The organism is Pseudomonas sp. yb_2, from assembly GCF_043103905.1.
Taxonomy (GTDB): Bacteria; Pseudomonadota; Gammaproteobacteria; order Pseudomonadales; family Pseudomonadaceae; genus Aquipseudomonas; species Aquipseudomonas alloputida.
Window position 1 is genome coordinate 1 of the sequence record NZ_JBICKH010000036.1, and the last position, 25,912, is coordinate 25,912.

At 62.2% G+C, this 25,912-nt stretch carries 23 protein-coding genes and 3 pseudogenes; 13 read left to right on the forward strand and 13 right to left on the reverse strand.

Annotated elements, in window-relative coordinates; genetic code table 11:
* The 7 genes and pseudogenes from ACF8FB_RS08890 to ACF8FB_RS08920 form a co-directional block, all read left to right on the forward strand.
* Positions 1–203, forward strand: a pseudogene (locus ACF8FB_RS08890) (hypothetical protein); the annotation flags it as partial.
* 38 nt (positions 204–241) lie between these two features.
* Entirely contained in the window at positions 242–1,180 is a 939-nt protein-coding gene (locus ACF8FB_RS08895; protein ID WP_392511222.1) for a 2-hydroxyacid dehydrogenase, read from the forward strand.
* 52 nt (positions 1,181–1,232) lie between these two features.
* Positions 1,233–2,021 (forward strand): PhzF family phenazine biosynthesis protein, encoded by a 789-nt coding sequence (locus tag ACF8FB_RS08900; RefSeq protein ID WP_392511223.1) that lies wholly within the window; start codon positions 1,233–1,235, stop codon positions 2,019–2,021.
* A gap of 67 nt (positions 2,022–2,088) precedes the next feature.
* The gene (locus ACF8FB_RS08905; protein WP_392511224.1) at positions 2,089–2,496 is read left to right on the forward strand and encodes a GFA family protein; all 408 of its coding nucleotides are present in this window, start codon (positions 2,089–2,091) and stop codon (positions 2,494–2,496) included.
* 127 nt (positions 2,497–2,623) lie between these two features.
* Positions 2,624–2,962: an FKBP-type peptidyl-prolyl cis-trans isomerase gene (locus tag ACF8FB_RS08910; RefSeq protein WP_392511225.1), complete on the forward strand. Its 339-nt coding sequence runs from the start codon at positions 2,624–2,626 to the stop codon at positions 2,960–2,962.
* A gap of 234 nt (positions 2,963–3,196) precedes the next feature.
* Positions 3,197–3,859 (forward strand): histidine phosphatase family protein, encoded by a 663-nt coding sequence (locus ACF8FB_RS08915; protein ID WP_392511226.1) that lies wholly within the window; start codon positions 3,197–3,199, stop codon positions 3,857–3,859.
* Positions 3,860–3,903: 44 nt separating this feature from the next.
* On the forward strand, positions 3,904–5,100 hold the full coding sequence (locus ACF8FB_RS08920; protein ID WP_392511227.1) for an FAD-dependent oxidoreductase: 1,197 nt from the start codon (positions 3,904–3,906) through the stop codon (positions 5,098–5,100).
* Positions 5,101–5,212: 112 nt separating this feature from the next.
* Here the strand turns inward: ACF8FB_RS08920 and ACF8FB_RS08925 are convergent, their stop codons facing one another.
* The 3 genes from ACF8FB_RS08925 to ACF8FB_RS08935 form a co-directional block, all read right to left on the reverse strand.
* The gene (locus ACF8FB_RS08925; protein ID WP_010955048.1) at positions 5,213–5,941 is read right to left on the reverse strand and encodes an aspartate/glutamate racemase family protein; all 729 of its coding nucleotides are present in this window, start codon (positions 5,939–5,941) and stop codon (positions 5,213–5,215) included.
* Between the two features lie 16 nt (positions 5,942–5,957).
* Positions 5,958–7,490: an NCS1 family nucleobase:cation symporter-1 gene (locus tag ACF8FB_RS08930; protein WP_010955047.1), complete on the reverse strand. Its 1,533-nt coding sequence runs from the start codon at positions 7,488–7,490 to the stop codon at positions 5,958–5,960.
* Positions 7,491–7,986: 496 nt separating this feature from the next.
* Positions 7,987–8,424, reverse strand: coding sequence for an Lrp/AsnC family transcriptional regulator (locus tag ACF8FB_RS08935; protein WP_003254357.1), 438 nt, complete (start codon positions 8,422–8,424; stop codon positions 7,987–7,989).
* 133 nt (positions 8,425–8,557) lie between these two features.
* On the opposite strand from ACF8FB_RS08935, the gene ACF8FB_RS08940 reads away from it, so the two are divergent.
* Both ACF8FB_RS08940 and ACF8FB_RS08945 read left to right on the forward strand, forming a co-directional pair.
* Entirely contained in the window at positions 8,558–9,481 is a 924-nt protein-coding gene (locus ACF8FB_RS08940) for a DMT family transporter (RefSeq protein WP_392511228.1), read from the forward strand.
* Between the two features lie 31 nt (positions 9,482–9,512).
* The gene (locus ACF8FB_RS08945; protein WP_392511229.1) at positions 9,513–10,439 is read left to right on the forward strand and encodes a class I SAM-dependent methyltransferase; all 927 of its coding nucleotides are present in this window, start codon (positions 9,513–9,515) and stop codon (positions 10,437–10,439) included.
* Positions 10,440–10,497: 58 nt separating this feature from the next.
* Here the strand turns inward: ACF8FB_RS08945 and ACF8FB_RS08950 are convergent.
* A pseudogene (locus tag ACF8FB_RS08950) lies at positions 10,498–11,315 on the reverse strand (mechanosensitive ion channel family protein); the annotation flags it as partial.
* 81 nt (positions 11,316–11,396) lie between these two features.
* On the opposite strand from ACF8FB_RS08950, the pseudogene ACF8FB_RS08955 reads away from it, so the two are divergent.
* Positions 11,397–11,564 (forward strand): annotated as a pseudogene (locus ACF8FB_RS08955) (class I SAM-dependent methyltransferase); the annotation flags it as partial.
* A 195-nt stretch (positions 11,565–11,759) separates the two neighbouring features.
* Positions 11,760–13,271 carry an MFS transporter gene (locus ACF8FB_RS08960; RefSeq protein ID WP_392511230.1) on the forward strand — a complete coding sequence of 504 codons (1,512 nt, stop codon included), beginning with the start codon at positions 11,760–11,762 and terminating at the stop codon, positions 13,269–13,271.
* A 326-nt stretch (positions 13,272–13,597) separates the two neighbouring features.
* Here ACF8FB_RS08960 and ACF8FB_RS08965 read toward each other — a convergent pair whose 3' ends face one another.
* The 8 genes from ACF8FB_RS08965 to gcl all read right to left on the reverse strand — a co-directional run bounded on the left by ACF8FB_RS08965 (position 13,598) and on the right by gcl (position 23,338).
* Positions 13,598–14,596, reverse strand: a complete 999-nt coding sequence (locus tag ACF8FB_RS08965; protein ID WP_392511231.1) for a sulfate ABC transporter substrate-binding protein — start codon at positions 14,594–14,596, stop codon at positions 13,598–13,600.
* Positions 14,597–14,813: 217 nt separating this feature from the next.
* Entirely contained in the window at positions 14,814–15,635 is an 822-nt protein-coding gene (locus tag ACF8FB_RS08970; RefSeq protein WP_392511232.1) for an ion transporter, read from the reverse strand.
* A gap of 45 nt (positions 15,636–15,680) precedes the next feature.
* On the reverse strand, positions 15,681–16,553 hold the full coding sequence (locus ACF8FB_RS08975; RefSeq protein WP_392511233.1) for an urea transporter: 873 nt from the start codon (positions 16,551–16,553) through the stop codon (positions 15,681–15,683).
* 206 nt (positions 16,554–16,759) lie between these two features.
* Positions 16,760–18,175: a pyruvate kinase gene (pyk, locus tag ACF8FB_RS08980; protein WP_003254349.1), complete on the reverse strand. Its 1,416-nt coding sequence runs from the start codon at positions 18,173–18,175 to the stop codon at positions 16,760–16,762.
* On the reverse strand, positions 18,172–19,446 hold the full coding sequence (locus ACF8FB_RS08985; RefSeq protein ID WP_003254348.1) for a glycerate kinase: 1,275 nt from the start codon (positions 19,444–19,446) through the stop codon (positions 18,172–18,174). The genes pyk and ACF8FB_RS08985 overlap by 4 nt, the downstream gene beginning before the upstream one ends.
* 233 nt (positions 19,447–19,679) lie before the next feature.
* Positions 19,680–20,573, reverse strand: a complete 894-nt coding sequence (locus ACF8FB_RS08990; RefSeq protein ID WP_010955040.1) for a 2-hydroxy-3-oxopropionate reductase — start codon at positions 20,571–20,573, stop codon at positions 19,680–19,682.
* A gap of 152 nt (positions 20,574–20,725) precedes the next feature.
* The gene (gene hyi / locus ACF8FB_RS08995; RefSeq protein ID WP_010955039.1) at positions 20,726–21,508 is read right to left on the reverse strand and encodes a hydroxypyruvate isomerase; all 783 of its coding nucleotides are present in this window, start codon (positions 21,506–21,508) and stop codon (positions 20,726–20,728) included.
* Between the two features lie 54 nt (positions 21,509–21,562).
* The gene (gene gcl / locus ACF8FB_RS09000; protein ID WP_010955038.1) at positions 21,563–23,338 is read right to left on the reverse strand and encodes a glyoxylate carboligase; all 1,776 of its coding nucleotides are present in this window, start codon (positions 23,336–23,338) and stop codon (positions 21,563–21,565) included.
* Positions 23,339–23,595: 257 nt separating this feature from the next.
* On the opposite strand from gcl, the gene ACF8FB_RS09005 reads away from it, so the two are divergent.
* Positions 23,596–24,036 carry a heme-binding protein gene (locus ACF8FB_RS09005; protein ID WP_010955037.1) on the forward strand — a complete coding sequence of 147 codons (441 nt, stop codon included), beginning with the start codon at positions 23,596–23,598 and terminating at the stop codon, positions 24,034–24,036.
* A 122-nt stretch (positions 24,037–24,158) separates the two neighbouring features.
* On the opposite strand, the gene ACF8FB_RS09010 is transcribed toward ACF8FB_RS09005, so the two are convergent.
* On the reverse strand, positions 24,159–24,770 hold the full coding sequence (locus ACF8FB_RS09010) for a TetR/AcrR family transcriptional regulator (RefSeq protein WP_010955036.1): 612 nt from the start codon (positions 24,768–24,770) through the stop codon (positions 24,159–24,161).
* 132 nt (positions 24,771–24,902) lie between these two features.
* Here ACF8FB_RS09010 and ACF8FB_RS09015 point away from each other — a divergent pair, with 132 nt between their 5' ends.
* Positions 24,903–25,817: a DUF808 domain-containing protein gene (locus tag ACF8FB_RS09015; RefSeq protein WP_350298135.1), complete on the forward strand. Its 915-nt coding sequence runs from the start codon at positions 24,903–24,905 to the stop codon at positions 25,815–25,817.
* Positions 25,818–25,912 lie beyond the last annotated feature (95 nt).

Here is a 25,912-nt window from a genome sequence, read left to right on the forward strand (position 1 = left end):
CGTTCGGCCTCCTGAAGTCGCGAAGATCAAGATCAAGATCAAGATCAAGATCAACAGCAACAGCAACAGCAACAGCAACAGCAACAGCAACAGCAACAGCAACAGCAACAGCAACAGCAACAGCAACAGCAACAGCAACAGCAACACAGTACAGTACAGTACAGTTTTGCCTTGTTATTTCCATTGACTGTACCGGCCGGTGACTCCGCATAATGACGCCTCCAATTCACCCGGAGGTGGCATGAGCAAGACAGTCCTGGTACTGGTGGAAACCGTCGACGATTACCTGCCTATGCTGGAGCAGGCCGGTTACCACCTGATCCGTGCCCCTTCGCCGCAACTGCGCGCCGATGCCATTCATCGCCACGCCGAAGAAATCGATGCGGTACTCACCCGTGGGCCGCTGGGGCTATCCGCCACCGAAATTGACGCATTACCCAGATTGCAGATCATCTGCGTGATCGGCGCCGGCTACGAGCAGGTCGACCTGGCCGCCGCCGCTGCCCGCGGCATAACCGTCACCAATGGCGCCGGGGCCAATGCCGCAGCCGTCGCCGACCACACCCTGGCCCTGCTGCTGGCGCTGCTGCGCGACATCCCCCGTGCCGATGCCAGCACGCGGCGCGGTGAATGGAACCGGGTGATCAGCCCCTCGGTGAGTGGCAAGCGCCTGGGCATTCTCGGCCTCGGCGCAGTGGGGCTGGCGATCGCCAAGCGGGCCCACTTGGGCTTCGACATGCCCGTCAGCTACCACAGCCGCACACCACGCCAGGATGTGCCCTATGCCTGGTTCGACAGCCCTCGGCACTTGGCTGAAGCCGTCGACATTCTGGTGGTGGCCACCCCCGGTGGCGCCAACACCCGGCATCTGGTCGATGCCCACGTCCTTCAGGCCCTGGGGGCTGAAGGCTATCTGGTGAACATCGCCCGTGCCAGCGTGGTCGACACCCAGGCCCTGATTGCTGCATTGCAGCGTGGCCAGCTGGCTGGCGCCGCGCTGGATGTATTCGATGACGAGCCGACAGTGCCCGATGCACTCAAGGCCTTGCCCAACACCGTGCTCACACCCCACGTGGCTGGCCAGTCGCCAGAAGCCGCGCGCGACACGGTGGACTTGGTGCTGCGCAACCTGCAGGCGTTCTTTGCCGGTGAGCCAGTTTTGACCCCGGTACGCCCTTAACCCTTTTTCCAGATATCTGCCTGGCAGCGCCCGGGCAACAAGGAGTGTGTGCATGCAACTTGAAATCTTCCAGGTCGATGCCTTTTCCACTGAACCGTTCGGTGGCAACCCGGCCGCAGTGATCCCGCTGGACAGCTGGCTGCCGGACGATGTGCTGCAGCGCATCGCTGAAGAAAACAACCTGTCAGAAACAGCCTACTTCGTGCGCAAAGGCGAAACGTTCGACCTGCGTTGGTTCACCCCCACCGTGGAAGTCGACCTGTGCGGCCATGCTACCTTGGCCTCGGCTTACGTGCTGTTCGAGCAACTGGGTGAGCAGGCGCAAGTGCTTCGCTTCAATACCCGCAGTGGCGAGTTGCGCGTCAGCCGTGGCGCTGATGGCCTGCTGGCCATGGACTTCCCCGCCAAACAACCCGTAGCGGTCGACATGCCAGCGGGCCTTTTGCAGGCGCTGGGCTTGAGCCAGGCGAAGGCGGTGTACCTTAGCGACGATTATGTCGTGGTGATCGATGACGCCATGCTGCTCGAAACGTTGAAACCAGACTTTGTTGCGCTGTCGGCCTTCGACGTCCGTGGCATTGCCGTGACCGCGGCAGGGCGTGGCTTTGACTTCGTCACCCGCTGGTTCGGCCCGCGGGTTGGTGTGAATGAAGACCCGGTAACCGGTTCGGCACACACCTCGCTGGCGCCGTTATGGGCCCAAAGGCTGGGCAAGAACGTGCTGAGCTGCGAGCAGGGCGGGGCACGCAAAGGGCAGTTGCAGTGCGAAGTGCCGGGCAATGGCCGCGTGATCATCAGTGGGCGGGCGGCGTTGTACCTGCGGGGCGATGTGTACATCTAGTACGGCGTGCGATGCCCTGGGGGGCTTCTATAATTGCAGGCCCATCTTTCCGTTCAAGGAGCCACCCATGGCCCTGGAAAAACACGGCACCTGCCTGTGCGGCGACACGCGGCTGACGGTCACCGTCGACAATACCCATATCAGCGCTTGTCATTGCAGCATGTGCCGCAAGTGGACCGGCGGCCCGCTGCTGGTGGTGCACTGCAGCAAGCCTCCGCTGATTCAAGGGCGTGCGCCCAGCGTCTATGATTCGTCCGACTGGGCCCAGCGTGCTTTCTGTGGCCGCTGTGGTACGCACCTGTACTACCGGCTCAAGGCCAACGACTTCCATGCCGTGCCGGTCGGCCTGCTTGATGGCGACCAAGCCTGGGATTTCGACCTGCAGATCTTCGTCGAAGAGAAACCCGCGTGGTACTGCTTCGCCAATCAGACCAAGGAGCTGTCCGGCCAAGAGGTGTTCGAGCAGAACAGCTGATTCAACGTCATGTCTGTACGGAGGCATTCCGTCGGCGAATGCCTCCGTACAATTCTGCGTGAACTTGCCAAACCGGTGCATTCCTGAGAAAAGGGCGGTTTTGTTTTTCAGCGTTTGGAGTGTACCCGTGAGCCAAGAACTGCAGATCATCGACCTGGTCGAGGGAGACGGCAAAGCTGCCGTCAAAGGTGCCCTGATCACCACCCAGTACACCGGCTGGCTGGCCGATGGCAGCGAGTTCGACTCGTCCTGGTCGCGCGGTAAGCCGTTCCAGTGCGTGATCGGTACCGGCAGGGTAATCAAAGGCTGGGACCAAGGCCTGATGGGCATGCGCGTTGGCGGCAAGCGCAAGCTGCTGGTACCGGCGCACCTGGGGTATGGCGAACGCAGCGTAGGGAAGATCCCGCCGAATTCGGACCTGACCTTCGAGATCGAACTGCTGGAAGTGCTCACGCGGGATGATTGAGTGGTCACGTTGCAACCCGAGGTTCTTGCACCTTACACAATTGCGCAACACCCAGCCCCTAACCTAGGCCTTGCCTAGGGAACGGCATCCACCTCCAGGGAGGAACCAAACGGGTTCGGGGCACTCTGACCCTCACGCGTTGCCAAGGATGGCATTCACTGCACGGGCGCCCTGCAACTGGCCGGGCGATGTGGCGGGTAAACCCGATATTCTCTGCCACACGAGCCTGCCTTGATGAAGTTGCCAACATTCTTTCGCCGTCGCCGTCACTTGCTGCTGAGCCTGGTGCTCACTGCCATCGCCGCGCCGTTGGCGCTGGAGGCTGTCGAAAGCCGGGCACGACCGGTGGATGGCACCCAGACCCTGGTGTTTCTGCGTCATGGCGAGAAGCCGGGCGAGGGGCTCGGGCAGTTGAACTGCCAAGGCCTCAACCGTGCGCTGGACCTGGCCACTGTACTGCCCGAGCGCTTCGGCAAGGCCGACTATGTGTTTGCCGCCAACCCCACGCGGCATGTCGAGGAAGGCAGCCGGGACGAAAGCTACAGCTATATCCGCCCATTGATGACCATCACCCCCAGTGCCATCCGCCTCGGCTTGCCGGTGAATATCGACTACGGCGCCAACGACACCGCTGAACTGGCCGATGAGTTGCTGAGCGACAAATACCGCAATGCGACCATCTACACGGCCTGGTCCCACGGCTACCTGCCGGAACTGATCAACACCGTGGCCGGCAAGGCCCTGGGGGAGGAGCGGGTGATCACCGAGGACTGGAGCGGCGAAGACTTCGACACCCTCTACGTATTGACCCTGACCTGGCGCGATGGCAAAGCCAGCCTGCTGAGCCGCAATGTGCGCCAGGGCCTGAATGACGGTGCGCATAGCTGCCCGACCTGATCCGCTGGTACTGTTTGGCAAGGAAGCCGGAACAGGGATGAGCGATGAAGCAGCGGGTAACGGTGATCGGTGGTGGAGTGGTGGGCCTGGCGACGGCTTACGCGCTGGTTCGGGAAGGGTGGTCGGTTGACCTGATCGAGGCCCGCGACAGCCTGGCGTCGGCCACCAGCTTCGCCAATGGCGGGCAATTGTCCTATCGCTATGTGGCGCCGCTGGCTGATGCCGGGGTGCCGTGGCAGGCGCTGGGCTGGCTGTTGCGGGGCGAGTCGCCATTGCGCTTGCGCTTGCGCATGGACCCGGCCCAGTGGCGCTGGCTGCTGGCATTCACCCTGGCTTGTAGGCGTAGCGTCAATCGCCGTAATGCCGGGCAATTGCTTGAGCTGGCGCTGTGCAGCCAGGCCGTTCTGGCGCAATGGCGCGAAGACCATAACCTGGGAGATTTCGGCTGGCGGCGCAATGGCAAGCTGGTGGCTTTTCGCAGTGAACGGGCCTTTGCCCAAGGCCGGGAACAGTTGACGGACCCGGCCAGTCAGCAGGTGCTGGCGGCTGCCGAGCTGCGCGGGCTGGAGCCTGCCCTGGATGGCGCACCGTTTGTGGGGGGCGTGTTCACGGCGGGCGAAGAGGTTGGCGATTGCCACGTGTTTTGCTTGCGGCTGGAGGCGCTGTTGCGCGCGTCGGGCCAGTGCCGTTTCCTGCTTGGCCGGCCGGTGACGCAATTGGTTCAGCGCCAGGGCCAGGTCGTGGCACTGCAACTGGGCGATCAGCAGCTGGACGTGGAGCAGTTGGTGCTGTGTGCCGGGCATCGCGGCCCAGGCTTGGCATTACCGGGGGTGCAGATACCGGTTTACCCGCTGAAGGGCTACAGCCTGACCGCACCGATCAGCGCCGGGCACCTGCCCCCGGAGGTGAGCCTTACTGACTATGAGCGCAAAATCGTCTATGCACGCCTGGGGCAGCAGCTGCGGGTAGCGGCGATGGTGGACATTGTCGGCTTCGACGAGTCGGTGGACATGCGCCGTTTGCAGAGCATGCGGCGGCTGGCGCTGGAGACGCTGCCGAGGGCGGCGGATTATGGCCAGACGGTGGAGTGGGCGGGGATGCGACCAGCGACACCTACCGGGGTGCCGATCATGGGTGGGACGGTGTACCGCAACCTGTGGCTGAACCTGGGGCATGGCGCATTGGGGTTTACATTGGCGTGCGGCAGTGCGCAGCGCCTGGTCAAGATGATGGGTTGTTAGTTACGGCCTCTTCGCGGGCACGCCCGCTCCCACAGGGACCCCACGGTATTCAGGCTTGTGGTGGTCCTGTAGCGGCTTTAGCCGCGAAGAGGCCGGTACAGGCGAAGGCTGTCTAGCGGCCGAAGCGCATCGGCCAGCCCACCACTTTCTTCGCCCGTGGCGTCGCATAGGTGCGCACTTTGGACGTGCTCAAACCCATGCGCACCAGCGATTCGGCAATGGTCACCGCTGCACTCACACCATCCACCACCGGCACGCCGGTGCGTTGGCGAATCTGCTCGTCCAGCCCGGCCATGCCGCCACAACCCAGGCAGATCACCTCGGCCTTGTCGTCGCGCACGGCGCGTTCGGCCTGCTCGACAATCGCCTCCACGGCCCGCAGCGGGTCGGCTTCCAGTTCCAGCACCGCCAGCCCGCTGGCTCGCACCGAGGCGCAGCGGTCATACAGGCCCGAGAGCTTCAGGCGGTCCTCGATCAGTGGCACGGTGCGGTCGAGCGTGGTTACTACGGAATAGGCGTGGCCCAGGTACATTGCCGTGCTGGCGGCGGCGTCGGTAATGTCCACCACAGGCACGTTGAGCAGTTCCTGCAGGCCTTCGCGGCCATGTTCGCCATAACCGGCCTGGATCACGGCATCGTAAGGCCCTTCAAAGGCCAGTACCCGGTCCATCACCGCGATGGCCGCCAGGTAGCTCTCGAAATTGCCCTCCACCGATTCGGCGCCAAACCAGGGTGTCAGGCCGACGATTTCGGTACCGGGTGCGGCTACCGCACGGGCCTGTTCGGCAATGGCGTGGGTGATGGCTTCGGTAGTGTTGACGTTGGCGATCAGAATACGCATGGGCAGTCCTCCTTGATCAATGGCCGCTGTGGTCGACGGCGATGCACTCGCCGCTGACGTCGTGGTAATGGCGGTTACGTGGCGCGATAAGCAGGTACAGGGCGGCGGCGATGCCGGCACCAATCAGCCAGGAGAACGGCGCGATGCCCTGGAAGTTGGGCACCAGGGCCAGCACGATGGCCAGCAGTGCGGCCGGCACGAAGGCGGCCACGGCGCGCAGGTTGATGCCCTTGCTGTAGTGATAGGCGCCGGCCGGGTGCTCGGTATACAGCTCCGGCACGTTGATGCAGCCTTTGCGCAGCAACCAGTAGTCGGACATGATCACGCCGTACAGCGGGCCTAGCAGGGCGCCCAGGCCCGACAGGAAGTACACGATCACCAGCGGGCTGTTGTACAGGTTCCAGGGCAGGATCAGCACCGCCAGGGTGGCGCTGATCAGCCCGGCACGGCGGAAGTTCAGGTGGCGCGGCGCCAGGTTGCTGAGTACGAAAGCCGGGGCGACGAAGTTGGCCATGATGTTCACCGCTACGGTGACGATCAGGAAGGCCAGGCAGCCGAGCACCAGGAATGGCGTGCTGGGTATGGCGGCAACGATCTGCGTCGGGCTGTCGATGATCTGGCCGTTGATCTGGAATTGCGCGCCGCACAGCACCACGGTGATCACGGCGAATACCAGGATGTTTACCGGCAGGCCCCAGAAGTTGCCCACGCGGATGGTCTTGCGGCAAGGCGAGGAGCGGGCGAAGTCACAGAAGTTCAGCACCAGGGTGCCGTAGATCGCCAGCCACAGTGCGCCGCCGGCAAAGATGTTGCGCCACATCTCGTAGCCGGTCAGCGGCGTAGCCACCGACCAGGCAATGCGCGCATCGGCCTTGAAGTACATGAACACCGCCAGTGCGGCGACGGTCAGCAGGATCACAGGCCCGGCAAAGGCCTCGTAACGGCGCACCATCTCCATGCCGTAGGCCAGGATCACCAGCTGCACCAGCCAGATCGACACGAAACACACCCAGCCCAGGCTCGACAGGCCGAGGATGCTGTCGTGGTCGTAGGCTGCTATTTGCGGCCAAACGGCGGTGAGCAGCACCCGCAGCACCACCGATGCCAGGTAGGTCTGGATGCCGAACCAGGCGATGGCGATGACGGCACGGATCAGCGCCGGGATCTGCGCGCCGTGGATGCCGAAGGCAATGCGGCTGATGACCGGGAACGGTACCCCGGTTTTCTGCCCCATGTAACCCGACAGGTTCATGAAGAAGTACACCAGTGCCGCGCCGATGGCCAGCGACAGCAGAATTTGCCAGCCACCCAGGCCGAGGGCGAACAAGCCCATGGCGAACGAATAGTTGGCGATATTGTGCACATCGTTTGTCCACAGCGCGAAGATGCTGTAGCCGCCCCAGCGACGGCCTTCCATACGCGTTGGCGCCAGGTCGCGGTTATGCAGGCGCGGGCTGAGAACAAGGTCCGGCTGGTGGCCGGCAAGCGTGGACGCGGGGTGTGTGCTGGCGACGGATAGTTCAGGGGCAAGGTCGAGGCTGCTACTCATTCCGGCGGGCTCCTGATGCACTTGGACTGCGATGAGCGGGCATGCGCACGGGCTCGCCATCTCGTCGGTGCAGCGTTGGCATCACAGGGTTGTGGGCGCGGCGGCTGACATTGGGTCGGCGTCGCGGATTCTTGTGTATCTATGTTTTGTTTAAGTTGTATACAAAACACGAACACACAAAAGCGAGTTCCATGCCAAAGGAAGAGCAGGTTTCAACAGGCGATCATTTCGAACTTATCTTGTTAAAAGGTAAGTTAATGAAATACAGAGCATATAAGTTGACCAAATGAACAAGTTTAAATTTTTGAAAGATTGATTAGTTGATCAATTGGTCAAAATAACGGGAGGGAAGTGTGTAACGAATTGGGGCGCTACTGAAGAAAGTGCACACAAAAATGGCACCTATGGTTACGTTTTTGTGTACAAAAAATAGTCAGCTTTTCCTGTGCTGGCCTCTTCGCGAGCACGCCTGCGAGGAGGCCAGTACAGGGGCCGATCAATCCATTGGCGGCAACCGCCGCTTGACCGGGGTCTTCTTGATGATCGCGGTATTGGTCTCAGCCAGCACATTCATGAGGTCGAGCAGCGTGTCCAGCTGCTCCATCGAGCGCACATGCAGTCGGGCGACGAAACAGTCTTCGCCAATGACCTTGTCGCATTCGGTGAACTCAGGGATGGCAATGATCTGGCGCTCCACCTCCTGCAGTTTTCCCGGCAACGGACGGATACGCACGATCGCCTGCAACTGGTAGCCAAAGGCGCGTGGGTCGACCTCCACGGTATAGCCGCGCAGCACGCCACGCTCTTCCAGCCGGCGCAAACGCTCGCTGACGCTAGGTGCGGACAGCCCGCTGACCTGCGCCAGCGCCTTGAGCGAGCGGCGCGAGTCCTCCATCAGTGCGTTGATCAATAATTGGTCGATGGCATCGGTCATATCCACCTCATCAGGTGATTCGTGTTATTTGCCTTGATAGTAAAGGCAGGTTGGCGAAAATGCCTTGGTTATCCGCTGGATGGCCAGGCTGCCGCCTTTGCATACTGTGGCCATCATCAACGGGAGGTTTGAGATGGACAGTTCATTGCGCCGTGGCTCGCTGGAAATGGTCGCTGCCATGCTGATTTCCGGGACCATTGGCTGGTTCGTGCTGGTGTCCGGCCAGCCGGTGCTGGATGTGGTGTTCTGGCGCTGCGTGTTCGGTGCCGTGACCTTGCTGGCGATTTGCGCCGCGTTTGGCTTTCTGCGACCGGGCGTGATCAGCCGCACGGCATTTTTGCTGGCGATTGCCAGCGGGGTGGCCATTGTCGGCAACTGGCTGCTGTTGTTCGCTTCGTACGCACGGGCGTCGATTGCCATCGGCACGGCGGTTTACAACGTGCAGCCGTTCATGCTGGTGGGGCTGGCGGCGCTGTTTCTGGGCGAAAAGATCACCTTGGCCAAGGTGACCTGGCTGAGTGTGGCGTTCCTCGGCATGCTGGCCATCGTCAGTGCCCACGGCGCTGGGCAAAGTAATGGCGAGGACTATCTGCTGGGGATTGCCCTGGCGCTGGGGGCGGCGTTTCTGTATGCGATCGCGGCCTTGATCATCAAGCGCCTGAGTAGCACGCCCCCGCACCTGATTGCGTTGATTCAGGTAACCACGGGTGTGTTGCTGCTGGCGCCATGGGTCACGCTTGGCGGGTTGCCGGTTGAAGTGCCCGCGTTGGCCAGCTTGTTGACACTGGGTATGGTGCACACCGGCCTGATGTATGTGCTGTTGTACAGCGCCATCCAGCGTTTGCCCACGGCCTTGACCGGTGCGCTGTCGTTCATTTACCCGATTGCGGCAATTCTGGTGGACTGGGTGGCGTTCGGGCACCGCCTGGCGCCGCTGCAGTGGCTGGGGGTGGGGTTGATCCTGCTGGCGGCGGCGGGGATGCAGCAGGGGTGGTGGTTCCGCTCGGCGCGGCATCCTGTAGGCGCGGGTTTACCCGCGAAGAGGCCCGCAAGGTAGAATGCCGCTTTTTGCCAGCCTGCGATCCGCCATGACCTTGCCCATCGACACCCTTGAGCAACACCTGCTTGCCGCCCTCGACCCTGCCCCACAGGAAACCCGCCGCCTGTTTCACGGCCGCGGCCGCTGCTGGCAGGGCCTGGAGCAGGTGACCGTCGACTGGCTGCAGGGCGTGCTGTCGGTCGCCTTGTTCCGTGAGCCGGCCGGAGGCCAGCTCGCCGAACTGGAAGCCATGCTGCGCAGCTTGGCCGCGCGTCCGCAGTGGACGGGGCAGGCGGTCATCATCCAGCACCGCTACCTGCCCGACAGCCCGGGCCAGTGGCTGCTGGGCGAGCCGTGCCAGCAACGCGAAGTGATCGAGGACGGCCTGACCTACCTGCTGGACTTGGGCGTGCGGCAAAACAATGGCCTGTTCCTCGACATGCGCTATGGCCGCCGTTGGGTGCGCGAGCAGGCGGCGGGCAAGCGTGTGCTGAACCTGTTCGCTTATACCTGCGGCTTTTCCGTGGCAGCGATTGCCGGTGGCGCTGAGCAGGTGGTGAACCTGGACATGGCCAAGTCGGCCCTGTCGCGGGGCCGGGACAACCATCGCCTCAATGGCCACGATGCATCACGGGTGGCGTACCTGGGGCATGAACTGTTCAAGTCGTGGGGCAAGGTGCGCAAGTACGGGCCTTATGACCTGATCATCATCGACCCGCCTACCTTCCAGCGTGGCAGCTTTGTACTGACCCAGGATTACGCAAAGATCCTGCGGCGTTTGCCGGAGTTGTTGAGCGAAGGCGGGACGGTGCTGGCGTGTGTCAACGACCCGGGGATCGGGCCTGAGTTTCTGATCGAAGGCATGGCAGCGCAGGCGCCTTCGTTGGCTTATGTCGAACGCCTGGAAAACCCGCCAGAGTTTCCGGACGTTGACCCGGCTGGCGGGCTGAAGGCCTTGGTATTCCGTCAGGTTTGATGCTGCCCTTGCTGGAAGCTTCGCGGGCGAGCCCGCGAAAGGGCCGGTGCAGGCGAATTCAAGCACCCAGGGCCTGCAGCGGCAGCGGGTACACCTGGGCAAAGCGGTCCACCCCGGATACCTGTAACGGCCCTTGCAGGTTGATGCGCAGCAGCGGGTCTTCGCTGATCGACTTGCCCACCTCATGGATCAGCGCGAGTGACGCATCCACATCACTGTCGTAAGTGAACTGCACCGAGAAGAACGCATAGGCGAACTGCCGCGACTGGTTGGTAACCGCCTTGATCTGGCCAAACGGCACCGAGTGCACGAAGCCTTTGCCATCACGCAGCCGCTACGGATCGTCAGGCTTTCGACTGTACCGGTATGGCCGGAATCGAGCACTACCCAGTCGCCGATGGAAATGGAATCCTCGATGAGGATGAACAACCCGGTAATCACATCGTGCACCAGCTGCTGCGAGCCGAAGCCGATGGCCAGGCTGATCACCCCGGCACCGGCCAGGAACGGCGCGACGTTGGTGCCCAGGTTGGCCATGGTGGTGATGGTGTAGATGACGATCAGGACCACTTTGATCGCATTGTGCAGCATCGGCAGGATGGTCCGCACCCGGGTGCTCGGCTGACGCGCGCTGCGGCGGCCGACGGGGGGCTTGAGTGCTTCCTGGATGGCCGTATCGAGTACCACCCACAGCAGCCAGGTGACCAGCAGGATCAAGCCAATGCTCGACAGCGAGTTGCTGATCGCCTGGCCCAGGCTGTTGCTCAGGGCGAAATCGACCACCGAGAAGCCCCAGATGCGCCCCAGCAGCTCGATGAAGGTGACGGCCATGTCGATGCGCAGTAGCGCGTGGGCGAGGCTGCGCAGCAGCTCCTTACAGGGGCGTACCCGCGCATCTCTTGTATGAGCCGAGGTGAACGGCACGCTGTTGTCCGGCAGGCGGGTTACCAGTTGTTCGGCACCTTACTGGCCTGTGCCAACGACCCAGGCATCGGGCTGCAGTTCCTTATCGAAGAGTTGTCCTTGCATGCCCCGGCGCTGGCGTTCGCCGAGCGGCTGGCGAGTCCGCCGATTTTTCGGATGCGGGCGTGGAGGAGCACTCAAGGTGATGGAGTTCTATTTTAAATACGCCATTATTCCTCTGTTAATGTAGGATTTATCTTACGGGCATGATTTATTTATATTCATTGTGTGGAGATTAATTGTTTTTACAATTTTTAATATTTGCAATGAAGTTGGTCGTCTACTAGGATCCGAGTTCCTATTTGGATACGGCACCGACAATTAGTGATCGGCTTGATCAAGGCAGGGAGAATGCCAATGTTCAACACTTACCAGCGATGGCTCGTATTGGCCGTCCTGTCCTTCGCCTTGCTATTGGTTGCGATCGACATGACGGTCCTTTACATCGCCTTGCCCACACTTACCCATGCGCTCGGGGCATCTACCTCCGATAAGCTGTGGATCATCAACATGTATCCCCTGGTCGTCGCCGGCCTGTTGCTGGGTGCTGGCACCTTGGGTGATCGCATCGGGCACCAGCGATTGTTCGTGATCGGCCTTATGCTGTTCGGTGCGGCGTCGCTTCTGGCTGCATTCGCGCCATCTTCCGCGCTGCTAATCCTGGCTAGGGGCGCGCTGGGCGTCGGTGCGGCGGCCATGATGCCGGCCACGCTGGCGATCATCAGTCTGACCTTCGAGGATGAGCGTGAGCGTGGTTTTGCCATCGGCGTCTGGACGGCCGTGGCTTCCGGTGGTGCAGCGATTGGTCCGCTGATAGGGGGGGCGCTGCTCGAGCATTTCTGGTGGGGTTCCGTGTTTCTGATCAACGTGCCAATCGTGCTGGTGGCCCTGGTGTTGTCCTTGCTGCTGATCAGGAACACGCAACAGGCCAACGCCGGGCGATGGGACTTGCTTGGCTCCCTTCAGGCGATGGTAGGGCTCATCAGCCTGACGTACCTGATCAAGGAATTCGCCAAGCCCGAGCCCTCGCTGGTGGCGGCGCTGGGGGCGTTGGCCATCTGCGCGGGCTTCGGTTGGATGTTCGTGCGCGGGCAGCGCAAGCGTGGTTTTCCGTTGATCGACCTGCAGATTTTCCGCAGCCCCGCGTTCTCCTCTGCGGTCATCGCCAGCCTGGCCGCGGCCGGCTGCCTGATGGGCATCAACCTGGTACTGAGCCAGCGCCTGCAACTGGTTGTCGGGCTATCCCCGCTCGAGACCGGCCTTTATTTCCTGCCCCTTTCCGTGGGAGCGATCGTGGCCGGTCCGTTAAGCGGCTGGTTGCTGCCCAAGGTTCGTTGTGATCGGTTCCTGGTGCTCGCACTGTTGATCTACGCCGGTGCCATTGGCCTGTTCATGTACAGTTTCAGCCAGTCGGTCGCCCTGCAACTGCTGCTGCTGTTCGTCATGGGTGCTTGCGTAGGGGCGAGTATGACCGGGGCGTCCACCACCATCATGGCCAGCGCGCCGCCGGAGCGAGCGGGGATGGCCGCTTCGGCCGAGGAAATTTCCTACGAGCTGGGAGGAGGGTTGGGCATCGCCTTCATGGGTAGCCTGATGTCGGTGGTGTACAGCCGCTCGCTGGTTGTGCCCGAGCAGGTCGCCGACGCGGCGCGCCTGCAGGACGGGATCGACAGCGCGCTGGCCGCTGCCGCGCAAATGCCCGCCCCGCTGGGGCAGGAAATCGCTGTGAATGCGCGATTGGCGTTCGACCAAGCGGTGTCCTCGGTAATGATGGCCACCGTGGGGGTACTCGTGGTCATCGCACTGTTGGTGTTTGTGAACTTTCGAAGGTATTCGACAGTTTCTGCCGAACAGCAAGTTTCTTCTTGATTTAGTCAAATAATGCTCGGCCCGGAACTGTTCAGTTGAATAGTTCCGGGTCTGGATTTGTGCTGCTTTAAATTTGGAGAGGTGGCATGCGCCTACTATTGGGGCAATTGTATGATCAGCGTGCGGCCTTGCATCTGGAACAGCGTTATGTCGGCGAAGTCCTGATACCGCAGGAGCATCTAATGTGGTGTTTCAGAGAGAGGGCTTTTGACAGGCGCATAAAAAATCCGATGCTCGTTTCCAAGCATCGGATTTTGCGGCCTACAGGCTAAAGGTCAATGAGTCTGTCTTAACTGACTGGCATTCGGCCAGATGCCCCCTTACGGCTATTGGTTGGTATAGATCTGGTCAAACACCCCACCATCATTGAAGTGGGTCTTCTGCACGGTACGCCAGTCACCGAAGGTTTTCTCCACCGACAGGAAGTCCACTTTCGGGAAGCGGTCGGTATACTTGGCCAGTACCGTCGCATCACGCGGGCGCAGGTAGTTGTTGGCGGCGATCTCCTGGGCTGCGGGTGACCACAGGTACTTCAGGTATTCCTCGGCCACGGCCTGGGTGCCTTTCCGGGCCACTACCTTGTCGACCACCGTCACCGGTGGCTCGGCTTCGGCCGATACGCTTGGGTAAACGACTTCGAACTGGTCGCGGCCAAACTCGCGGGCGATCATCTCGGCTTCGTTCTCGAAGGTGACCAGCACGTCACCGATCTGGTTGGTCATGAACGTGGTGGTGGCGGCACGGCCACCGGTGTCCAGTACGGGTGCCTGCTTGAACAGCTTGCCGACGAAGTCGCGGGCTTTGCTTTCATCGCCGCCTTGCTTGAGTACGTAGCCCCAGGCCGACAGGTAGGTATAGCGGCCATTACCCGAGGTTTTCGGGTTGGGCACGATCACCTGCACACCGTCCTTGAGCAGGTCGGGCCAGTCTTTGAGGGCTTTCGGGTTGCCCTTGCGCACAATGAACACAGTGGCCGAGGTGAACGGCGCGCTGTTGTTCGGCAGGCGGGTTACCCAGTCGTCGGGCACCAGCTTGCCGTTGTCGGCCAGGGCGTTGATGTCGGTGGCCATGTTCATGGTGATGACATCGGCCGGCAGGCCATCGATCACCGCACGGGCCTGCTTGCTCGAGCCGCCGAAGGACATCTGCACGTTGACCTTCTCGTTGTGCTCGGCTTCCCAGTGTTTCTGGAAGGCCGGGTTGTAATCCTTGTAGAAGTCGCGCATCACGTCGTAGGAAACGTTGAGCAGGGTAGGGGCGGCCTGGGCGAGGTTGCCCAGGGCCAGGCCTGCGGCGAGCAGCGAGGCGGTGAAGAGTTTTTTCACGTTGCTTCCTTGTTCTTGAAGGGCGTTGGGGCAGATTGCCAGCGACTATAGCGGGTGGGTTTATACGGGTTAAAGAACAAAAAATGCTTTGGTTATGCTTCTGCCTGTGCCGGCCTCTTCGCGGGCATGCCCGCTCCCACAGGTACGGTGTAATGCTCGGGCCTGTGGTGATCCTGTGGGAGCGGGCGCGCCCGCGAAAGGGCCTGTACAGGCACCGTCATTGCTTGGGAAACAACCCATTCCCACAGCGAGAACAGAACGCTGCCCCATGCTCGTGGGTCTTCTTGTGGCAGGTCGGGCAATCATGCTGCAGCTGCTCCCCACGCATGGCATTGGCCAGCTCGGCGGTAAAGATGCCGGTCGGCACGGCAATGATCGAGTAACCGGTAATCATCACCAGCGACGACAGCACCTGCCCCAGCGGGGTCTTGGGCACGATGTCGCCAAAGCCCACGGTGGTCAGGGTAACGATGGCCCAGTAGATGCCTTTGGGGATGCTGGTAAAGCCATGCTCAGGCCCTTCGATCACGTACATCAGCGTGCCGAACACCGTTACCAGCGTCGATACCGTCACCAGGAACACGATGATCTTCTGCTTGCTGCCGCGCAGTGCCTCCATCAGGTAATGGGCCTGCTTGAGGTACGGGCTGAGCTTGAGTACACGGAAGATCCGCAGCATCCGGATGACCCGGATGATGAGCAGGTACTGGGCGTCGCTGTAGTACAGCGCGAGGATCCCCGGCACGATCGCCAGTAAATCGACCAGGCCGTAGAAACTGAAGGCATAGCGCAACGGCTTGGGCGAGCAGTACAGGCGGGTGATGTATTCGGCCAGGAAGATTGCGGTAAAGCCCCACTCGATGCCGGCCAGCAGGCCGGCGTAGCCTTGGTGCACCTCATCGATGCTGTCGAGGATCACCGTGACCAGGCTGGCCAGGATGATCAGTAGCAGGATCTTGTCGAAGCGGCGACCGGCTACGGTGTCGGTCTGGAAGACGATGACGAAGAGCCGCTCGCGCAGGCTCGCTGGGTTGTTCATTGGCCCGTTCCACAAAAGCGATGGGCTGAGCCTAGGGGTTGCGTATCAGCCGTGCAAGCGGCTGGCGTTGCGCTGCCTGGGTTGCGCCAGGTGACTGCCCAAATGCATCAGCCAGCAGGCGGCAACGAAGGGGGCGGTCAGGCCAGGCACTGGCAGCAGCTTGACCAGCGGTTGCAACAGCAGGGCCAACGCTATCGCCAGCAGCGTTACCCAAGGTTTTTCACCTTGCCTGCTGAAGGCCAGTGCCGCCAGTGCGCCATTGAAGCCATACAATCCCAGCCACGCTCCCTGTGCCTGGTCGGCGAGCAACGCCACCCCGCCGCCAATGGCCGAGCCGATCACCGCCCACAGCGCCGCATAGGGGTTGGCGATGAACATACCGACGATGATCAGCAACCCGGCCAAGGGCTGGTCGAGCAGGAAGATCTGGCCTATGCCGCGGGCCAACGCATACAGCGGGTCAGCTTCGACGAAGCCGCTGGGCGAGGGGCTGGCGATTAGCAGTGTGGCCCAGCCGAGCATGACGAAGGGGGCGGTGTAGGCGACCAGCAACTTGCCGCCACGCTTGCGCCACTGGTGGGTGATGATGCTGGACAAGCCGCCGGCGGCGATGATCAGGGGGGGCAATATGGCCGACCAGGGCAGCACGGCGCTGATCAGGATGCCGATCAGTACGCCGTTGTAGCAGTACAGCCCGGCCTGGCGGTCGGCACGGTCATAGCCGCGTGCCTGGGCGGTGAGCAAGCCGGCCAGGGCGCCAAGCAGTGCACCGCCGACCAGGTTGGGTGCGGTCAGCAGGATGGCCAGCAGGCAGCACAGGCCGCACAGGGGGTTGCGCAGCAGCAGCACCTGGCTGAAGCCGTTGAGTAACGCCGTGGCCCAGTCGGGGCACGGGTTGACGAAATTTTTGGTGTACATGGGGCAGTCAGTGAGGTTGATGGGGGAGCGGTGGGCCTCTTTGGGCCTCGGTTTTCCGCGGTCAGGTAGAGCGGTATTCGGGGAGGGCTTTGCCCTCCAATCGCGAAACAAGGCCGCTGCCACAGGGACTGCATTCCCTTGTGCCAGCGCGGCCCTGTGGGAGCGGCCTTGTGTCGCGAAAGGGGCGCAACGCGCCCCCGGCAATCTCAGATCAAAGTCTCGATCCGCAGCGTGTTAGTCGTACCCGGCTTGCCGAAAGGCACGCCAGCGGTGATCAGCAGCGTGTCGCCACGGCTGGCCATGCCTTGCGCCTGGGCAATCTCCAGGGCGGTGGAAACCACCTCGTCGACCTGACGCAGGCGGTCGTTGACCACCGAATGCACACCCCAGGCCACGCTCAGGCGCCGTGCGGTGTTCAGGTTCGGCGTCAGGTTGAGGATCGGTGCCCGTGGCCGCTCGCGTGCAGCCCGCAATGTCGAGGCACCCGACTCGCTGTAGTTGACCAGCACCGCCACCGGCAGGATGCCGCTGATGCGGCGGATGGCGCAGCTGATGGCATCCGACACGGTCGCTTCGGCCTTTGGCCGGCCGACGTCGAGCTGGGCCTGGTAGTCCGGGCCGTTCTCCACCTGGCGGATGATCTTGCTCATCATCTGCACAGCTTCCAGCGGGTAATCGCCCGAGGCCGTCTCGGCCGACAGCATCACAGCGTCGGCACCTTCGGCCACGGCGTTGGCCACGTCAGTGACTTCGGCACGGGTTGGCGCTGGCGAGAAACGCATGGATTCGAGCATCTGCGTGGCCACCACCACGGGTTTGCCCAGCTGGCGGCAGGTGCCGATGATGCGCTTCTGGATCTGCGGCACGCTTTCGGCCGGTACTTCCACGCCCAGGTCACCACGGGCCACCATGATCGCGTCTGCCAGCTCGGCGATGGCTTGCAGTTGCTCGACGGCCGATGGCTTCTCGATCTTGGCCATCAGGTAGGCGCGGTCACCGATCAGCTGGCGCGCTTCGACGATGTCTTCAGGGCGCTGAACGAACGACAGGGCGACCCAGTCCACACCCAGCTCCAGGCCAAAGGCCAGGTCGCGGCGGTCTTTTTCGGTGAGCGGGGAGAGGTCGAGCACCGCTTGCGGTACGTTGACGCCCTTGCGGTCGGAAAGCTCGCCACCATTCAGCACCTCGGTGTCGATGGCGTCGCTGTGCTTGGCGGTCACGCGCAGGCGCAGCTTGCCGTCGTCCAGCAGCAGGTCCATGCCGGGTTCGAGGGCGGCGATGATTTCGGGGTGCGGCAGGTTGACCCGGCGGCTGTCGCCCGGGGTCTTGTCCAGATCCAGGCGCAGGGCCTGCCCGCGTTGCAACTGCACCTTGCCTTCGGCGAAGCGGCCAACGCGCAGCTTCGGCCCTTGCAGGTCCATGAGGATGCCCAGCGGGTAGTTCAGCTGTTGCTCGACTTCGCGGATCCACTGGTAGCGCAGGGCGTGGTCGGCATGTTCGCCGTGGCTGAAGTTGAGGCGGAAGATGTTCACCCCGGCTTCGACCAGCTGGCGGATATCGTCGATGCCGTTGATCGCAGGGCCAAGGGTGGCAAGGATCTTAACTTTTTTATCAGGCGTCATGATTGGGCAGTCTCAAGGATCAGGATGGCGCGGAAGTCGTTGACGTTGGTGCGGGTCGGTTCGGTGACGATCAGCGCATCCAGCGCGGCGAAGTAGCCGTAGCCGTTGTTGTTGTCCAGCTCGTCGCTGGCCGACAGGCCCAAGGCTTCGGCGCTGGCGTAGCTGGCCGGGGTCATGAAGGCACCGGCGTTTTCTTCCGAGCCATCGATGCCGTCGGTGTCACCGGCCAGGGCGTACACGCCCGGCAGGCCTTTCAGGCTTTCGGTGAGGCTGAGCAGGAACTCGGCGTTACGCCCGCCACGGCCATTGCCGCGCACGGTCACGGTGGTTTCGCCACCCGACAGGATCACGCAGGGCGCTTTGAGCGGCTGGCCGTGTTGAACGATTTGCCGGGCGATACCGGCATGCACCTTGGCCACTTCGCGCGATTCACCTTCCAGGTCGCCGAGAATCAGCGGGCTGAAACCGGCCTGACGGGCTTTGACCGCGGCAGCCTCCAGCGACTGCTGGGGTTTGGCGATCAACTGGAAGTGGCTGCGGGCCAGGGCCGGGTCATCGGCCTTGACGGTTTCCGAGGCCGGGTTGTTCAGCCAGTCGATGACCGCTTTGGGCGCTTCGATGTTGTAGCGTTTGAGGATGGCCAGGGCGTCGGCCGAGGTGCTCGGGTCGGCCACGGTGGGGCCGGAGGCGATTACCGTGGCGAGGTCGCCCGGTACATCGGAAATGGCATAGGTGTAGACCGTGGCCGGCCAGCAGGCCTTGGCCAGGCGCCCGCCCTTGATCGCCGAGAGGTGCTTGCGCACGCAGTTCATCTCGCCGATGGTGGCGCCGGATTTCAGCAGCGCCTTGTTGATCTGCTGCTTGTCGGCCAGGGTCAGGCCTTCGGCAGGCAGGGCCAGCAACGCCGAGCCACCGCCAGACAGCAGGAAGATGACGCGGTCTTCTTCGTTGAGGTTGCTGACCAGTTCCAGCACGCGCTTGGCCACAGCCAGGCCGGCAGCGTCCGGGACCGGGTGGGCGGCTTCGACCACCTCGATCTTCTGGCAGTTGGCGCCGTGGCCGTAACGGGTCACGACCAGGCCGGAGACTTCACCCTGCCAGCTTTTCTCGACCACTTCGGCCATTGCAGCTGCGGCCTTGCCGGCGCCGATGACGATAACCCGGCCGCTGCGATCGGCGGGCAGGTAGGGTTCGAGGACTTGACGGGGGTGGGCGGCGGCGATGGCTGTGTCGAACAGTTCGCGGAGAAGTTTTTGCGGATCGACCGACATGGCAGGCTCCCAATTATTGTTGTTCTGCAGAATCAAAAACGCCCCTGGAACTGCCTCCGTGCAGGCCGAACCAGGGGCGGGTGTTGCTCGGGGTCACCCCTGAGCCTGTGGTCGCAGGTTCAGCGGTGTTGGCTTCTTCGCGGGCTTGCCCGCTCCCACAGGTACTGCACAGGTTTCGAGGGTGGTGCGATCCCTGTGGGAGCGGGCGTGCCCGCGAAGAGGCCGGTAAGGTCTTACTTGTCGTCGCGGATCGAGAAGTTGGCCATGTGCTCCAGGCCTTTGATCAGCGCCGAGTGGTCCCAGTTGCCGCCGCCCAGGGCCTGGCAGGTGTTGAACACTTGCTGGGCATTGGAGGTGTTGGGCAGGTTGATGCCCAGTTCCTTGGCGCCTTGCAGGGCCAGGTTCAGGTCCTTCTGGTGCAGGTTGATGCGGAAGCCTGGGTCGAAGGTGCCCTTGATCATGCGCTCGGCGTGCACTTCGAGGATTTTCGACGAAGCAAAGCCGCCCATCAGTGCTTCGCGCACCTTGGCAGGGTCGGCGCCGTTCTTGGCGGCGAACAGCAGGGCTTCGGCCACGGCCTGGATGTTCAGGGCGACAATGATCTGGTTGGCGACCTTGGCGGTCTGGCCGTCACCGTTGCCACCGACGCGGGTGATGTTCTTGCCCATGGCTTCGAACAGCGGCAGGGTGCGCTCGAAGGCGTTCGGGCAGCCACCGACCATGATGCTCAGGGTCGCCGCCTTGGCGCCGACTTCACCACCGGACACCGGGGCGTCCAGGTAGGCGGCACCGGTAGCCTTGATCTTCTCGGCGAAGGCTTTGGTGGCGGTTGGCGAGATCGAGCTCATGTCGATCACCACCTTGTTCGGGCCAACGCCCTCGGCCACGCCGTTTTCACCGAACAGGACGCTTTCGACCTGCGGGGTGTCGGGGACCATGACGATGATGAATTCGGCTTCCTGGGCAACCTCTTTCGGGTTGGCCAGGGCCACGGCACCGGCAGCGATCAGGTCGGCTGGCGCGGCGTCGTGGTGGGTGGAAATGAACAGGCTGTGACCTGCCTTTTGCAGGTTCTGAGCCATGGGCTTGCCCATGATGCCGGTGCCGATGAAACCGATTTTAGCCATGAGAAATTACCTCTTTGTAATTGTGATATCTCAAGCAAGCTTTGGCCCCCTGTGGGAGCGGGCTCGCCCGCGAAGCAGACAACTCGGTGGATGGCACCGGCTTTGCCGGTGTTCGCGGGCGAGCCCGCTCCCACAGGGTCCCGAGTTGTTCCTCAGATTGCGTTGTGGGTTTTCAGCCAGCCCAGGCCCGCTTCGGTGGTGGTCAGCGGCTTGTACTCCGCGCCCACCCAGCCCTGGTAGCCAATGCGGTCCAGGTGTTCGAACAGGAAGCGGTAGTTGATCTCGCCGGTGCCTGGTTCATTGCGGCCTGGGTTGTCGGCCAGCTGGATGTGGTTGATCAGCTTCAGGTTGGCTTCCATGGTGCGAGCCAGGTCACCTTCCATGATCTGCATGTGGTAGATGTCGTATTGCAGGAACAGGTTGTCGCTGCCCACTTCGGCCTGGATTTCCAGGGCCTGCTGGGTGGTGTTCAGGTAGAAGCCGGGGATGTCGCGGGTGTTGATCATTTCCATGACCAGGCGGATCCCGGCGCCCTTGAGCTTGTCAGCGGCGTAGCGCAGGTTCTCGACGAAGGTCTTACGCACGGTGGCGCAGTCCGGGCCTTGTGGGCGGATGCCGGCCAGGGCGTTGACCTGAGTATTGCCCAGCACCTTGGCGTACTCGATGGCCTTGTCGACACCGGCACGGAACTCTTCGATGCGGTCGGGGTGGCAGGTGATACCGCGCTCACCTTTGGCCCAGTCGCCGGCCGGCAGGTTGAACAGCACCTGGGTCAGGCCGTTGGCCTCCAGCTGCTGCTTGATGTCGGCAGCGCTGAAGTCGTACGGGAACAGGTATTCGACGCCGCTGAAACCAGCATCGGCGGCAGCCTTGAAGCGGGCCAGGAAGTCCTGTTCGGTGAACAGCATGGACAGGTTGGCAGCGAAGCGAGGCATGAGTTGTCTCCTTGCGATGAAGGCCCCCAGGGCGTGCCTGGGGGCGTCAGGCGATCAGTCCAGCAGCGAGATGGCGGTTGGCGCGTCGTTGCCGACCAGGGCCAGGTCTTCGAATTCGTTGACCGCGTTGATCTCGGTGCCCATGGAAATGTTGGTCACACGCTCGAGAATCACTTCAACCACCACCGGCACGCGGAACTCTTCGGCCATCTTCTGTGCCTTGATCAGGGCAGGGGCGATTTCTGCTGGCTCGAACACACGGATGGCCTTGCAACCCAGGCCTTCGACCACAGCGACGTGGTCGACACCGTAGGTGGCAGCGTCGGTCGAGTTGATGTTCTCGAACGCCAGTTGTACACAGTAATCCATGTCGAAGCCACGCTGCGCCTGGCGGATCAGGCCCAGGTAGGCGTTGTTCACCAGTACGTGGACGTACGGCAGGTTGAACTGTGCGCCTACCGCCAGTTCTTCGATCATGAACTGGAAGTCGTAGTCACCCGACAGCGCCACAACCTTGCGCTTCGGATCGGCTTTGACCACGCCCAGCGCAGCAGGGATGGTCCAGCCCAGCGGGCCGGCCTGGCCGCAGTTGATCCAGTGGCGAGGCTTGTACACATGCAGGAACTGCGCGCCGGCAATCTGCGACAGGCCGATGGTGCTGACGTAGCAGGTGTCCTTGCCGAATACCTGGTTCATTTCTTCGTAGACGCGCTGCGGCTTGACCGGCACGTTGTCGAAGTGGGTCTTGCGCTGCAGGCTCGACTTGCGCTCCTGGCACTCTTCCAGCCAGGCCTTGCGGCATTTGAGCTTGCCGGCGGCTTTCCACTCGCGGGCCACTTCCAGGAACACGTCCAGTGCCTTGCCAGCATCGGAAACGATGCCCAGGTCCGGGGTGAACACGCGGCCGATCTGGGTCGGTTCGATGTCGACGTGCACGAACTTGCGGCCTTCGGTGTAGACATCGACGGAACCGGTGTGGCGGTTGGCCCAGCGGTTACCGATACCGAACACCAGGTCGGATTTCAGCAGGGTTGCGTTGCCATAGCGGTGCGAGGTCTGCAGGCCGACCATGCCGACCATCTGTGCGTGGTCGTCCGGGATGGTGCCCCAGCCCATCAGGGTCGGGATCACGGGTACGCCGGTCAGTTCGGCGAATTCGACCAGCTTGTCACTGGCGTCGGCGTTGATGATGCCGCCACCGGCTACCAGCAGTGGGCGCTCGGCGTCATTGAGCAGGGCCAGGGCTTTTTCGGCCTGTACGCGTGTGGCGGACGGTTTGTGCACGGGCAGCGGTTCGTAGGCGTCGATGTCGAATTCGATTTCGGCCATCTGCACGTCGAACGGCAGGTCGATCAGCACCGGGCCTGGGCGGCCGGTACGCATTTCATAGAAGGCCTTCTGGAAGGCGTAAGGCACCTGGCCTGGCTCCAGAACGGTGGTCGCCCACTTGGTTACTGGCTTGACGATGTTGGTGATGTCGACAGCCTGGAAGTCTTCCTTGTGCAGGCGGGCACGTGGCGCCTGGCCAGTGATGCACAGAATCGGGATGGAGTCGGCCGAGGCACTGTACAGGCCGGTGACCATGTCGGTGCCGGCAGGGCCGGAAGTGCCGATGCACACACCGATGTTGCCCGGGTTGGCGCGGGTGTAGCCCTCGGCCATGTGCGAGGCACCTTCGACGTGACGAGCGAGGACGTGATCGATGCCACCGACTTTCTTCAGGGCCGAATACAACGGGTTGATGGCAGCCCCCGGGATGCCGAACGCGGTATCTACACCTTCACGGCGCATGACCAGAACGGCTGCATCGATTGCTCTCATTTTGCTCATGGTTTGTGCCTCATCGATTTTGTAATTGTATACAACTTGCTTTGCGACAGAGTGTATTCACGCCTGGCGGCTTAGGTCAATGGGTTTTCATCGGCTAAGCTGGCTTTCGTCAGAGCGCCCGTGAAAACGAGGGTTTGCGCCATCGCATACGATCGTTTCAAAATATTGTATACAAAAATATCTCTCGTTGTGTTCTATTTGTTCGATCGGTTTTCAACTGCCCTTAGGGCTTCTCACAACAAGAAGAGGACCTTTCCATGAACGTTCTTAACCTGAAAGTCGCCGTCAGCCTGGTGAATGCCGCGCTGGTGGCGGGCCGCAAGATCAATGCCGCGCCGCTGACCGTGGCGGTGCTGGATGCCGGCGGGCACCTGCTGGCGCTGCAGCGCGAGGATGGCGCTAGCCTGATTCGGCCTGAAGTGGCCACTGGCAAAGCCTGGGGTGCGATTGCCCTGGGCAAGGGCTCGCGCTTGCTGGCGCTGGATGCGCAGCAGCGGCCGGCTTTTTTTGCCGCGTTGAACGGGATGGGTGAGCGGCCGGTGGTGCCGGCGCCGGGTGGGGTGCTGATTCGTGATCAGGACGGCAAGGTGCTGGGTGCCGTGGGGATCAGCGGCGATACGTCGGATATCGACGAGCAGTGTGCGATCAGTGCGATCGAGGAGGTGGGGCTGCGGGCAGATGCCGGGGTAGCGGCCTAAATCTCTATTGCCTGTTCTGGCCCATTCGCGGGCAAGCCCGCTCCCACAGGGACTCCACAACCTTCAGGCATGTGGTGATCCTGTGGGAGCGGGCTTGCCCGCGAATGGCCCTTCGAGATGGTTCAGGCTGCCTCAGGCTCACAACCTTTCAAGACCATACGAATGATGGTCTCGGCCGCCGCGTCATAATCACTGTCGGCCAGCTTGGCCTTACCGGTCACCGCAGAAATCTGCCAGTCGAAGTCGGCATAGGTCTGGGTCGCTGCCCAGATGCTGAACATCAGGTGATGCGCGTCCACATGGGCGATCTGCCCGCGGTCGATCCAGCGCTGGATGCACTCGATGTTGTGTCGGGCCTGTTCGTTCAACTGCTCGACCTGGTTCGGAGACAGGTGCGGCGCGCCATGCATGATCTCGCTGGCGAACACCTTGGACGCATGGGGCAGATCACGCGAAATGCGAATCTTCGAACGAATGTACGCACTCAGCACTTCCTTCGGGTCGCCGTCTGCATTGAACGGCGTGGATGCCTGCATGATCGGCGCGATGATGCTTTCAAGGACCTCGCGGTAGAGATTGTCCTTGGACTTGAAGTAGTAATACACGTTCGGCTTGGGCAGGCCGGCCTTGGCCGCGATATCGCTGGTCTTGGTGGCGGCGAAGCCCTTGTCGGCGAATTCCTCGCTGGCCGCGCGCAGGATCAATTCCTTGTTGCGCTCGCGAATGGTGCTCATGGTCAGGGATCTTCCTCGTGTCTGGCCACCTCTAAGAGGGATCGGGCATGGTAGCACCGGCCTCGACGGGCGCTCAAGGCAGCGGCTTTGGGCTAGAATCCGGCACATTGACTTATTTGGATACAAGCAAACATGGCAGGAAGCAGTCTACTGGTACTGATCGACGACATCGCCACGCTGCTGGATGACGTCTCTCTGATGACCAAGGTGGCGGCAAAAAAAACCGCGGGCGTGCTGGGTGATGACCTGGCGCTGAATGCCCAGCAGGTCACCGGCGTGCGTGCCGATCGCGAACTTCCGGTCGTCTGGGCGGTGGCCAAGGGGTCGTTCGTCAACAAGGCGATCCTGGTACCGGCCGCGCTGCTGATCAGTGCGTTCATACCGTGGGCGGTTACGCCATTGTTGATGCTGGGTGGCGCGTTCCTGTGCTTCGAGGGTTTCGAGAAGCTGGCGCACAAGTTCTTGCACAGCAAGGAAGAGGATGAGGCACAGCACGAGGCGCGCAAGGAGGCCGTTGCCGATCCCAGCGTTGACCTGGTGGCTTTTGAAAAAGCCAAGATCAAGGGGGCGGTGCGTACCGACTTCATCCTGTCGGCGGAAATCATCGCCATTACCTTGGGTATCGTGGCTGACTCGCCGCTGACCCAGCAGATCATCGTGCTTTCCGGCATTGCGGTGGTGATGACCATTGGTGTGTATGGGTTGGTAGGCGGGATCGTCAAGCTCGACGACCTTGGGCTGTGGATGGCCCGCAAAACCTCAAGGCTGACTCAGGCAGTGGGTAACGGCATCCTGCGGGCGGCGCCGTACATGATGAAAAGCCTGTCGGTGATTGGTACTGCGGCGATGTTCCTGGTTGGCGGTGGGATCCTGGTGCATGGCATCGAGCCGCTGCATCATGCCATCGAGGCGTTCAGCGAAGGGCGTGGTGGGGCGCTGACCAGTGCGTTGCTCAACGGCGGGGTCGGAGTCCTCGCAGGTGCTGTGGTGCTGGCGGTGGTAAGCGTTGCGGGGAAATTGTGGCGGGCGGTTCGGCCGGCCAATTGAGGCGCTTTGCCCCGGTTCGCGCGTGAACCCGCTCCTACCAGGTACCGCGTTTGCCTCGCACCCGGCGCGTCCCCTGTAGGAGCGGGTTTACCCGC